This is a genomic window from Microbacterium sp., from assembly GCF_049661145.1.
Taxonomy (GTDB): Bacteria; Actinomycetota; Actinomycetes; order Actinomycetales; family Microbacteriaceae; genus Microbacterium.
On sequence record NZ_JBASZT010000419.1, the window covers coordinates 1 to 10821 of the forward strand.

Below are 10821 nucleotides of genomic sequence, written 5' to 3' on the forward strand. Positions count from 1 at the left end.
GCCTGGCTCCACGGCCGCGCCGCCGCGTCGGCTTCGCGCGTCCACCACGGCGGTCCGTTCGTGGCGCTCGAGGTGGCCGGTGCCGTTTCCGCCGCCGTCGGCGACGCGCTCTCGGCATCCTGAAGCAAAGTCTCGCGACCTGAGGCAGATTTCTCACCCCGCGGCGCGGTAGCGCCCGTGAAAGCTGATCCGTCGGCTGATCCGTCGGCATCCGTCGGTCTGTCGTCGCTCGCAGCGCGTCCCTAGGATGAGGGGATGTCGAGGCGCGCGGTGCTGTGGGTCGCGTTCGCTCTCGTCCACGTCGGCGTCGCGTGGCTCGGCTTCGTCATGCCGAACAACCCGACGGGCGACGTCTACCTCGTGTACGCACCGTGGTCGCGCAGGGCACTCGAGGGGACGGTGATCGTGGGCATCAGCGTGCCGTGGGTGTATCCGCAGCTGGCGCTCTTGCCGATGATCGCCGCCCAGGCCCTCGCTCCGGTCATCGGATACCCGCTGGCATGGGTGATCGTCATCACAGCGGCCGACGCCGTCGCGTTCGCGGTGCTGATCGGGCGCGCGCACTCGGTGGGGAGGACGACGGCGGCGTGGTTCTGGCTGACGTTCATCGCCGTGCTGGGGCCTGTCGGCGTCTACCGGCTGGACGGATTCACGACGGCGGTCGCGATACTCGGCTGTCTGTGGCTCGTGGGGCGGCCATGGCTCGCCTCGATCCTGCTGGCGGTGGCGGTGTGGACGAAAGTGTGGCCGGTCGCGCTGCTGGCGGCCGCGGTCATCGCGGTGCGCCGCCGCGCCGCTCTCCTCGGGGGAGCGGTGGTCGTGTCGGCGTTGACGCTGCTGACGGTCGTGGCAGCCGGAGGTGCACGCAATGCGTTCGGCTTCGTCGGCGATCAGACGAGCCGCGGTCTGCAGGTGGAGGCGCCGGTCAGCACGCCGTACCTGTGGGGGACGCTGTTCGATTCGCGAGCTTTTCGGGTGTCCTACGAACGCGACATGCTCACCTTCCAAGTGACCGGACCCGACGTCGACGCCGTGATCGCCGTCATGACACCCCTGCTACTGATAGCGACGACGGCCGTTGCGGCGCTCGGCGTCGCGGCGGCCATCCGCGGCGCCCGGTACGCGACGTTGTTCCCCCCGCTGTCGCTGGCGCTGGTGCTCGGCCTCGTCGTGTTCAACAAGGTGGGCTCTCCGCAGTATCTCTGCTGGCTCGTCCCCTCGCTCGTGACCGGGCTCGTGATCGACCGCCGTCGGTGGACGCTGCCCGCGGCGCTCGCGCTCGGCACCGCGCTGCTGACCCAGGTCGTGTACCCGGTGATGTACAGCGGCATTCTCGCGCCGGCGCTGGTCCCGGTGGCGATCCTCACCGTCCGAAACCTCGCCCTCATCGCACTGTTCGCCTGGATGGTCGCTCGCCTCGTCGGCGTCGTCCGAGTGCCGTCCCGTGCGGGGCGCGTCCCGGCATCCGTTCCTGCTGCCGCCACGTGACGCAGGTTCGCGACGCCTCCCTCCTCCAACCCCTCCGAAAGGACCTGCCATGCTCGTCGCCTTCTCCGTAGCCCCCTCCGGAACCGGTCGTGCCGACGGCTCCGTGCACGACGCCGTCGCCGCTGCCGTCGCCGTCGTGCGTGCCTCGGGTCTGCCGCACCGCACGACCTCGATGTTCACCGAGATCGAGGGACCGGACTGGGATACCGTGATGGACGTCGTCAAGCGCGCGACGGATGCCGTCATGCCCTTCGGTTCGCGCGTCTCGCTCGTCCTCAAGGCCGACATCCGGCCGGGCTACGCTGGCGAGCTCGACGGCAAGCTCGAGCGGCTCGAGCAGGCGATCGAATCGATTCCGACAGACGGCCCGACCGGCCCGGCGTGACGGCTAGCATGGTCCGGTGACCTCCTCGACTCTCTCGAAGGGGGCGGCGACGAGGGCGCTCCTCTCTCTCGCTGTCGGCTCGTTCGGCATCGGCATGACCGAGTTCGTCGTCATGGGCCTGCTGCCCAATATCGCCGCCGACCTGCTGCCGGCGTTGGAGGCGACCGATCCCGACACGGCGATCGCCCACACGGGTTGGCTCATCACGGCGTACGCGCTCGGCGTCGTCGTCGGTGCGCCGACGATCGCGGGCTCGGTCGCAAAATACCCCCGCCATCGCGTCATGCTGGCATTGGCGGTCGCGCTGACGGTGTTCAACGCGCTGACCTTCGTGCTGCCGAGCTTCGAACTGGTGGCTGTCTCGCGCTTTCTCGCCGGGTTGCCGCACGGGGCCTACTTCGGCATCGGCGCGCTCGTCGCCGCCGATGTACTCGGCCCCGGCAAGCGCGCGCAGGGCGTGGCTTTCGTGCTGACCGGCCTCACGCTCGCCAACGTCGTCGGGGTTCCGTTCGGTACGCTCCTCGGACAGCAGCTGGGCTGGCGCATCGCGTTCCTCCTGGTCGCGGCGATCTTCGCGGTCGCCGCGCTCGCCATCGCGCTGTTCGTACCGCCGCACCCCGGCGATCCCGGTCGGACACTGCGGGCGGAGCTCGGTGCCTTCCGCATCGGCCAGGTGTGGCTCACCCTCGGGGTGGGAGCCATCGGGTTCGGTGGCTTCTTCGCCGCGTACAGTTACATCGCGCCGGTCGTGACGGACGTCGCCGGCGCACCCGAGTGGGCGGTGCCGCTCGTGCTCGTCGGCATGGGCCTCGGGATGACCGCCGGCAACCTCGTCGGCGGACGCCTCGCCGACGTCGACCTGCGGGGCACACTCATCGGCGGTTTTCTCGTGCTGATCGCGACGCAGGTGCTGCTCGCGCTGACCGCCGCCTGGATCGTGAGCCTCGCCGTGCTCGTCTTCGCGGTGGGCTTCGCCTCGTCGGCGCTCGGGCCGACGATCCAGACCCGTCTCATGGACGTCGCCGGCGAGAACCAGTCGATCGCCGCGGCGCTGAACCACTCCGCGCTGAACATCGGCAACGCGACCGGCGCGTTCCTCGGCGGCGTGGTGATCGCGGCGGGCTTCGGCTTCGTCGCCCCGGTGTGGGTCGGTGTGGCCCTCGCCTCGGCGGGACTCGTGCTCGCAGTGATCTCGCTCGCGATCGAGCGACGCTCGGCATCCGTCTCGGTCTGACGAGCCGTCGGATCACGCCTCGAGCAGGCGGCGCAGGTGGATGCCGACGGCTCCGGTCTCGATGAGGAATCCGTCATGACCGAAATCGCTGGAGATCACGACGGCACCGTCATCGAGCGTCGTCCGAATTCCGCGCGCGATGCGCTGTTGGCCGGCCACCGGAAACAGCCGGTCGCTGTCGATGCCCAGCACGAGACTCGTCGCTGTGACGCGGGCCAGTGCGTCCTCGATGCCGCCGCGGTCGCGGCCGACGTCGTGGGAGTTCATGGCCTCGACGAGCGCGATGTAGCTGTTCGCGTCGAACCGGCGGGTGAACTTGTTGCCGTGGAAGTCGAGGTAGCTCTCGACGGCGAAGCGGCCGCCGTGGCCGAGCGGGCTCTTGCCGGACTGCCAGGAGCGTTGGAACCGCTGGTTCAGTTCGGTGCGGCTGCGGTAGTTCAGCAGTGCCATGCGTCGCGCCAGCGCGAGCCCCCGGTGGGGTCCCTCGCCGTCGGGAGCGTCGTAGTACTCTCCGCCGGCGAAGCGGGGATCGATCTGGATCGCCTCCAGCTGCACGCCGTTGAGAGCGATCTGGTCGGCCGTGGTCACCGGCGGCGCCGAGAGCACACCGAGGCGCTGTACGCGTTCGGGATGCCCGACACCCCACTCCAGGGCGTGCATGCCGCCCATCGAGCCGCCGATGACAGCGGCCCACGTGTCGATGGCGAGCGCGTCGGCGAGTCGCACCTGCGCTGCGACCTGGTCGCGGATCGTGAGGTAGGGGAAGCGCGAAGCCCATTCGTAGCCGTCGTGCGCGATCGAGGACGGGCCGGTCGAGCCCTGGCATCCGCCCAGCATGTTCGGCGCGACGACGAACCAGCGGTCGGTATCGACGGGTGCTCCCGGGCCGACGATGTCGTCCCACCAGCCCGCCGTGGAATGACCCGCCCCCGCGGGACCGCGCACATGGCTGTCGCCGGTGAGCGCGTGCAGGATCAGCACCGCGTTGTCGCGAGCGGGACTCAGCCGTCCCCACGTCTCGTACGCGAGACGGATGCCGGGGAGTTCTCGGCCGCCCTCTGTCGTGAACGCACCGAAAGCGGCGAAGCGACGGTCTCCCGCGGCATCGCCGTCGCGCCACGCGCCGGTGGCGGGCGGGCGGGCGCGCAGCAGGCGCGCGTCGGCCTCCGTGATCGGCGCCGACGGCACCGTGTCCTCGGAGGTCTGCCAGTCCATCCGTCCATTCTCCCGGGTCCGCGCGGTGCACCGACGCCGTGTTACGGGCGCCGTCCTGCGTGCACCTCGTTGCGCGCGCCGAAACTCCACACGAATGCGCGTGTTTCGTACCCCACGATGGTGTGGGGTACGAAACACGCGCAGATTCGTGGAGTTTCGGCGCCGGCGGCGGCTCAGGCGCGCGCGGCCTCCGAAACCTGACGTGCGGCGGTGAGGGCCTGATCGAGGTCGGCTTTGAGGTCATCGACGTTCTCCAGCCCCACCGACAGGCGTACGAGCCCGGGGGTCACGCCTGTCGTGAGCTGCTGCTCGGGCGTGAGCTGGGAATGCGTGGTGGATGCCGGGTGGATCACCAGCGAGCGCACGTCACCGATGTTGGCGAGGTGGCTGAACAGCCCCAGCGCGTTGACGAACTCGCGGCCCGCTTCGACGCCGCCCTTGAGTTCGAAGGAGAGGACCGCGCCGACGCCCTTGGGTGCGTAGTGGTTCGCTGCGGCATACCACGGCGAGGTCGGCAGACCCGAGTAATTGACGGACGCGATGTCGTCGTGGTTCTCCAGCCACTCGGCGATCTCCTGCGCGTTCTGCACGTGACGCTCGACGCGCAGCGACAGCGTCTCGATGCCCTGGATGAGGTTCCACGCGCTCTGCGGCGAGATGGCCGCGCCGAGGTCGCGCAGCACCTGGACGCGAGCCTTGATGATGAAGGCCAGGCCGTCGCCGACGGCATCCGTGTACACCGCGCCGTGGTACGACGGGTCGGGCGTCGTCAGGCCGGGGAAGCGCTCGCTGTTCTCCGACCAGGCGAAGCGACCGCCGTCGACGATGACGCCGCCGATGGTCGTGCCGTGGCCGCCGAGGAACTTCGTGGCCGAGTGGACGACGACATCGGCGCCGTGCTCGAAGGGACGGAGCAGGTACGGCGTCGCGATCGTGTTGTCGACGATGAGCGGCACGCCGGCCGCGTGGGCGACGTCGGCGACGGCGCGGATGTCGAGCACGTTGATCTTCGGGTTGCCGATCGTCTCGGCGAAGAAGAGCTTCGTGTTGGGGCGGACGGCGCGGCGCCATTCCTCGGGGTCGTCCTGGTTCTCGACGAAGGTGACCTCGATGCCGAGCTTGGCGAGCGTGTACTTGAAGAGGTTGTACGTGCCGCCGTAGATCGAGCTCGACGAGACGAAGTGGTCGCCCGCTTCGGCGATGTTCAGAATCGCCGCGGTCGCCGCCGCCTGGCCGCTCGCGACTGCGAGGGCACCGGTGCCACCTTCGAGGGCCGCGAGCCGCTGCTCGAGCACATCCTGCGTCGGGTTCTGAATGCGGGTGTAGATGTTGCCGAACTCCGCGAGGGCGAACAGGTTCGCGGCGTGGTCGGCGTTGTCGAACACGTACGAGGTGGTCTGGTAGATCGGCGTGGCGCGGGCCTTCGTCACCGGGTCGGGAGCGGCGCCGGAGTGGATCTGCTTGGTCTCGAAGCGCCAGTGCTCGGATGCGGACATATCGGACTCCATCTGGTTCGGTGGTGGTGTCGCGGCGACGGGATGCCGCGGCCACGACCGACAGTAGGCCACGCCCCCGTTGTCAACAACGGTCGGGAAATGTGACGTCACAAACGTGGTCGGTGCGGTTCTGGTCGGTGTCGTAGCGTGGAGGCATGACGATCAGACGTGCAGTGGTGACGGGAGCGAGCTCAGGGATCGGCGAGGCGACGGTGCGGGCGTTGCGTGCCTCGGGCTGGGACGTGGTGGGGGTCGCCCGGCGCGCCGAGCGGCTCGAGGCGCTGGATGACGAGGTCGGTTCGCGCTCGTTCGCCGCGGATCTGTCGCATGAGGCCGATGTCGCGGCCCTCGCTGCGCATCTCGCCGAGACCGGTCCGCTGCACGCGCTCGTGCACGTCGCGGGTGGCGCGCGCGGCACCGATCGTGTCGAAGACGGCGACCCCGCCGACTGGCGCTGGATGTTCGAGGTCAACGTCCTGTCGACCCAGCTCGTGACGGCCGCGCTGCTGCCGCTGCTGCGCGCGACGATCGCCGACGGCGGTCACGCCGACACGCTGTTCGTGACTTCGACGGCCTCGCAGGTCGCGTATCAGGGCGGTGCGGGGTACAACGCCGCCAAGGCGGGTGAGGCGATGGTCGTGCACGCGCTGCGACTCGAGCTCAACGGCGAACCGATCCGCGTGATCGAGATCGCGCCGGGCATGGTGCACACGGAGGAGTTCACGCTCAACCGGCTCGGCGGCGACCGCGCGAGCGCCGAACAGGTGTACGAGGGCGTTGACCATCCGCTGACGGCATCCGACGTCGCCGATGTCATCGCGTATGCGCTGAACGCCCCCGGCCATGTGAACCTGGACCTCGTGACGATGCGGCCGGTCGCCCAGTCCGCGCAGTACCTGCTCGCCCGCGGCCCGCTGCGTCCGCGCATCTAATACGAAGGTGTCCCTCCGGGACCTGCGGCTTTCGCCACTCCGCGGCGCGGCAGCGCCCCTGGAAAGCTCGGCGCAGCAGCGGTCTCGCCGCTGAGGGGTGTGGCGTGGACCCCTGCGACTCGACCAGATGTCTGCGCCGGTCGGTGTCGCGAAAGCAGGCTGAAACGGTCGGCACCGGGCGCGGGTGTGATGATGCGTGCGGCCTGGCCTGCTTTCGCGACGTTCGCCGCGGGTCACCATGGGATCGCGAACGCGGGCGCCGGCGCGATCAGGCAGGTGGCGCGTCGGCGAAGGCGACCTTCGGGACGAACAGCAGCAGCGCGGCGGCGAAGAACCCGCCGGCGGCGCAGATCGCCCAGACCGTCAGATACCCGCCGAGGGATGCCGCGGTCTGGCTTGCGACGGCGCCCGCGCCGACGGCGAGCACCACGCCGAAGACGGCCGACGAGAACGTGCCGCCGATCGTCTTGGTCGTGTTGGTGAGCGCGGTGGCGATGCCGGTCTGCCCGGCGGGAGCGGCGGCCGCCGCGGCGGCGGGCATGGCCCCCACCAGCGCCCCGCAGCCGAGCCCCGCGATCGACAGGTTCAGCAGCACCTGCCACAGCTCGAGGTGGAACGGCAGGAACAGCAGGTATCCGATACCGACCAGCAGGGATGCTCCGATCAGCACGATCCGCGGACTCGCGCGCCGCGAGGTGACGGCGAACAGCACGGCGCCGATGATGAGCGAGATGAGGTAGACGCCGATGATGTTGGATCGCTCCGTCGCATCCAGGCCCAGGCCGTAGCCGAGGAACGGATCCGTGCCGGCATACGTCGACAGCGGGCCCTGCGCCCCCAGCAGACTGATGCCGATGAGGAACGCCGTCGCCTGCACGGGCCACATCTCCGGGCGGCGCAGCACCCGGATGTCGACCGCCGGATCGCTTTGGTTCAGTTCGTATCGCACGAACCACGCGAACACGGCGGTGCCGGCCACGAGCAGCGCGACCACCCAGAGCCAGGCATCGGCGCCGAGACCGAGCTCGCCGATCATGCGCATCCAGGCGAGGCCCCCGGTCACGAGCAGCAGCGCCCACGCCAGAATCACGAAGCCCCAGGTGTCGAGGCGGCGCCCGGGCTCGGGCTTCGACTCCGGCACGCCGAGCCAGATGACGAACGCCACGAGGGTCACCGCGACGGCCGGAACGATGAGGGTCGTCGTAAGGTCGCCGCCGGTCGCCGCGAACACGCGGCCCGCCGCGAGCGCGCCGATGATCGCGCCGGCTTCCAGCCCCACGACAAGCAGTCCCGCCGCCCGCCGCGTCGTCGACACGCCGCGCTGCTGCACGCGGCCGCGCTCGAAGATCAGGGCGATCTCCAACGGCAGCCACACGACGTAGAAGCCCTGCAGCGCCCACGCGATCAGGAAGGTCCAGAACGAGCCCGCGAACGCCACCCACCACGTCGCGCCCGCGGTGAGGATCGCTGCGATGAGCAGGATCCGCTTGTGGCCGTACATGTCGCCGAGCTTGGCGAGCACCGGCACGACGAGCGCCGACATCAGCAGCTGCGCGGCCTCGAACCAGTTGACGTCCGAGTCGTGGATCCCCAAGCTCACCACGATGTCGCTGAACAGCGGCACGTAGTAGCCCTGCAGGATGCCGCTGACCAGCTCGACCAGGATGAACCAGCCGATCAGGCCCGCGGTGACCCCCACCGCCGAAGAACGCATGGCGGACGCGCGTGCGGACGTGTTCGCAGCTGGCACGGCGCTCAGTCTAAAGCCCCGCCGCGCCCCCCATTCCTCGCGAAACCGCGCGTGTGGGTCGAGACCACGTCGAATGACGGTGGTTTCGACCCGGAGAGGTGGTCTCGCGGGGTGCCGCGGCGCCCGGGGGGTGGAACTAGGCTGAGCGGGTGACGAGCGAGCGCGAAGTGCTGACGTGGAGTGGTTTCGGCGAGGCGACGCGGGACCTGTCGCGTGCCATCGTCGCCGACGGGTTCGTGCCCGACGTCGTGGTCGCGATCGCCCGGGGCGGGCTGCTGCCCGCAGGCGCGATCGCGTACGGCCTCGGGGTCAAGAGCTGCGGCGCGCTGAACGTCGAGTTCTACACCGGGATCGGCACCGTGCTCGCCGCGCCCGAGCTGCTGCCGCCCGACCTCGATCTCGGCTACCTTCCCGGCAAGCGTGTTCTGCTCGTCGACGACGTCGCCGACAGCGGCCGTACGCTCGCGCTGGCGGTGCAGATGCTGCGCGATGCGCAGGCAGACGTGCGCTCGGTGTGCATCTACACCAAGCCCGGCTCGGTGGCATCGCCGGATTACTCGTGGCGTGAGACCGACCTGTGGATCGACTTTCCGTGGTCCGCGGCCGGGACCGTAGCCGAGGAGGATTCCGGTCGCGAGGCGAGCGCCTGATGGCGATGACCCTCGCCGAACTCGGCGCCGCCGGGCTCATCGACCCGGGCTGGGCGGCGGAGCTCGCGCCCGTCGGTCCCGACATCGCCGCGCTCGGCGAGCGCCTGCGCGCCGAGGTCGCGGCGGGTCATCCCTACCTCCCGGCGGGCGACAAGGTGCTGCGGGCGTTCGCCCGACCGCTGTCGCAGGTCAAGGTGCTCATCGTCGGCCAGGACCCGTATCCGACGCCGGGACACCCGATCGGTCTGTCGTTCGCCGTCGACGCGCACGTGCGTCCACTGCCGCGGAGCCTGGCGAACATCTACCAGGAGCTTCAGGTCGACCTCGGCATCCCGCCCGCGCCGCACGGCGACCTGTCGGCGTGGAGCGATCAGGGGGTCATGCTGCTGAACCGGGTGCTCACCGTCGCGCCCGGGGTGCCCGCGTCGCATCGCGGGTGGGGGTGGGAGAAGGTGACGGAGCACGCGATCCGCACCCTCGTCGCCCGGGACGCGCCGCTCGTAGCGGTGCTGTGGGGGAGGGATGCCGCGAACCTGCGGCCGTTGCTGGGGAAGACGCCGATCGTCGCGTCAGCGCATCCCTCGCCGCTATCGGCGAGTCGTGGCTTCTTCGGCTCGCGGCCGTTCTCGCGCGTCAATGCGTTGCTTCAGGAACAGGGCGCGGCGCCGGTCGACTGGCGTCTGCCCGCGTAGGCTGTCGCGCATGCTGGAAGAGGAGTACGAGAAGGGCCGCCGTCGGCTTCCCGCGCACCTGCGCCGCGTGGAGCACGAGCGGCCGTTCTCGTTCGAGATCCGGCCGGTGGCGGATGCCGACATCCCCCACATCCGGGAGATCTACAACTACTACGTCACCAACTCGGTGGTCACCTTCGACGAAAAGAAGTGGTCGCTGAAGCAGTGGCGTGAGAAGGCAGCGTATCTGCAGAAGATCGGCATGCCGTTTCTGGTCGCCCAGTCTCCGACCGGGCAGATCCTCGGCTACGCGCTCGTGCAGCCGATGTCGACGAAGTCGGCATACCGCTACAGCGTCGAGAACTCGATCTATCTCGGGCACGCGGCAACCGGCAAGGGTCTCGGTCGCGCGCTGCTGGAAGCGCTGATCGCGGCGTGCGAAGAGGCGGGCATCCACCAGATGGTCGCCATCATCAGCGACAAGGGTGCCGAGGCGTCGGTCGCGTTGCACCAGCGGCTCGGGTTCGTCGAGGTGGGGCGGATGGGCCGGGTCGGCTTCAAGTTCGGCCGCTGGCTCGGCACGATCTACCTGCAGAAGCCGCTGAAGCCCAAGAAGAAGAAGCGCAGGCTGTTCGGCCGCTGAGCGCTGCACTCGGCCGTCGGTCATTCCGCCCCTGCACCGGCGTCGCCACCATCGACTTGCCGTGATTTGTCGTCTTGGGGCTGCGGATGCGGCAGAAGTCGGCAAGTCGGGCAGGTCGGGGGCGGGGCGCCCACCGGCGATACGACGCCGGGCTCGGGCCCCGGGTTGGGGCGGCCCGGGCGCGCGGGTCAGCTTTTCAGTGGCGCTGCCGCGCCGTGGGGCGGGAAAGTCTGCCCAGGGTCACGAGACTTTCGCTTCAGCTTTTCAGGGCCGCTGTGCGGCCCTCCGTGGGGGTGGAAAGATCGGGGTGGTCGCCTCTTGCTGGCTTGGGTTGGTGGGGTGGATGCTGGGGGTGCT

The 10821-nt window shown here is 69.9% G+C and carries 10 protein-coding genes; 7 read left to right on the forward strand and 3 right to left on the reverse strand.

All coding sequences use genetic code 11. The annotated features are described in order from the left end of the window. Positions 1 to 255: 255 nt before the first annotated feature. Genes WBP48_RS17350 through WBP48_RS17360 form a run of 3 tightly spaced genes read left to right on the forward strand, consistent with a single transcriptional unit; the run spans position 256 to position 3107 of the window. On the forward strand, positions 256 to 1488 hold the full coding sequence (locus WBP48_RS17350; RefSeq protein ID WP_424441990.1) for a glycosyltransferase 87 family protein: 1233 nt from the start codon (positions 256 to 258) through the stop codon (positions 1486 to 1488). Positions 1489 to 1537: 49 nt separating this feature from the next. Continuing rightward, a complete protein-coding gene (locus tag WBP48_RS17355; RefSeq protein ID WP_424441991.1) occupies positions 1538 to 1873 on the forward strand; it encodes a thiamine-binding protein in 336 nt (111 codons plus the stop codon). Positions 1874 to 1889: 16 nt separating this feature from the next. Then, on the forward strand, positions 1890 to 3107 hold the full coding sequence (locus WBP48_RS17360; RefSeq protein ID WP_424441992.1) for an MFS transporter: 1218 nt from the start codon (positions 1890 to 1892) through the stop codon (positions 3105 to 3107). A 12-nt stretch (positions 3108 to 3119) separates the two neighbouring features. Here the strand turns inward: WBP48_RS17360 and metX are convergent, their stop codons facing one another. Together metX and WBP48_RS17370 are read right to left on the reverse strand one after the other, a co-directional pair. Next, positions 3120 to 4322, reverse strand: a complete 1203-nt coding sequence (gene metX / locus WBP48_RS17365; protein WP_424441993.1) for a homoserine O-acetyltransferase MetX — start codon at positions 4320 to 4322, stop codon at positions 3120 to 3122. 173 nt (positions 4323 to 4495) lie between these two features. Further along, positions 4496 to 5830, reverse strand: a complete 1335-nt coding sequence (locus WBP48_RS17370; RefSeq protein ID WP_424441998.1) for a bifunctional o-acetylhomoserine/o-acetylserine sulfhydrylase — start codon at positions 5828 to 5830, stop codon at positions 4496 to 4498. Between the two features lie 143 nt (positions 5831 to 5973). Here WBP48_RS17370 and WBP48_RS17375 point away from each other — a divergent pair, with 143 nt between their 5' ends. Then, positions 5974 to 6750 carry an SDR family oxidoreductase gene (locus tag WBP48_RS17375; protein ID WP_424441994.1) on the forward strand — a complete coding sequence of 259 codons (777 nt, stop codon included), beginning with the start codon at positions 5974 to 5976 and terminating at the stop codon, positions 6748 to 6750. A 268-nt stretch (positions 6751 to 7018) separates the two neighbouring features. Here the strand turns inward: WBP48_RS17375 and WBP48_RS17380 are convergent, their stop codons facing one another. Then, positions 7019 to 8464 carry an MFS transporter gene (locus WBP48_RS17380; RefSeq protein ID WP_424441999.1) on the reverse strand — a complete coding sequence of 482 codons (1446 nt, stop codon included), beginning with the start codon at positions 8462 to 8464 and terminating at the stop codon, positions 7019 to 7021. A gap of 185 nt (positions 8465 to 8649) precedes the next feature. Between WBP48_RS17380 and WBP48_RS17385 the strand changes: the two genes are divergently transcribed. The 3 genes from WBP48_RS17385 to WBP48_RS17395 are packed head-to-tail and all read left to right on the forward strand — an operon-like array spanning position 8650 to position 10464. Continuing rightward, the gene (locus WBP48_RS17385) at positions 8650 to 9150 is read left to right on the forward strand and encodes a phosphoribosyltransferase (RefSeq protein WP_424441995.1); all 501 of its coding nucleotides are present in this window, start codon (positions 8650 to 8652) and stop codon (positions 9148 to 9150) included. After that, a complete protein-coding gene (locus tag WBP48_RS17390; protein WP_424441996.1) occupies positions 9150 to 9842 on the forward strand; it encodes a uracil-DNA glycosylase in 693 nt (230 codons plus the stop codon). Before WBP48_RS17385 ends, WBP48_RS17390 begins: the two co-directional genes overlap by 1 nt. A 10-nt stretch (positions 9843 to 9852) precedes the next feature. Beyond that, on the forward strand, positions 9853 to 10464 hold the full coding sequence (locus WBP48_RS17395) for an N-acetyltransferase family protein (protein WP_424441997.1): 612 nt from the start codon (positions 9853 to 9855) through the stop codon (positions 10462 to 10464). Positions 10465 to 10821: the final 357 nt, after the last annotated feature.

What these genes read in the sequence shown, in the direction of transcription:
- WBP48_RS17375 (WP_424441994.1), top strand. Translation starts at nt 5,974, where the DNA reads ATGACGATCAGACGTGCAGTGGTGACGGGAGCGAGCTCAGGGATCGGC.
- metX (WP_424441993.1), bottom strand. Translation starts at nt 4,322, where the DNA reads ATGGACTGGCAGACCTCCGAGGACACGGTGCCGTCGGCGCCGATCACG.
- WBP48_RS17350 (WP_424441990.1), top strand. Translation starts at nt 256, where the DNA reads ATGTCGAGGCGCGCGGTGCTGTGGGTCGCGTTCGCTCTCGTCCACGTC.
- WBP48_RS17355 (WP_424441991.1), top strand. Translation starts at nt 1,538, where the DNA reads ATGCTCGTCGCCTTCTCCGTAGCCCCCTCCGGAACCGGTCGTGCCGAC.
- WBP48_RS17395 (WP_424441997.1), top strand. Translation starts at nt 9,853, where the DNA reads ATGCTGGAAGAGGAGTACGAGAAGGGCCGCCGTCGGCTTCCCGCGCAC.
- WBP48_RS17390 (WP_424441996.1), top strand. Translation starts at nt 9,150, where the DNA reads ATGGCGATGACCCTCGCCGAACTCGGCGCCGCCGGGCTCATCGACCCG.
- WBP48_RS17380 (WP_424441999.1), bottom strand. Translation starts at nt 8,464, where the DNA reads ATGCGTTCTTCGGCGGTGGGGGTCACCGCGGGCCTGATCGGCTGGTTC.
- WBP48_RS17370 (WP_424441998.1), bottom strand. Translation starts at nt 5,830, where the DNA reads ATGGAGTCCGATATGTCCGCATCCGAGCACTGGCGCTTCGAGACCAAG.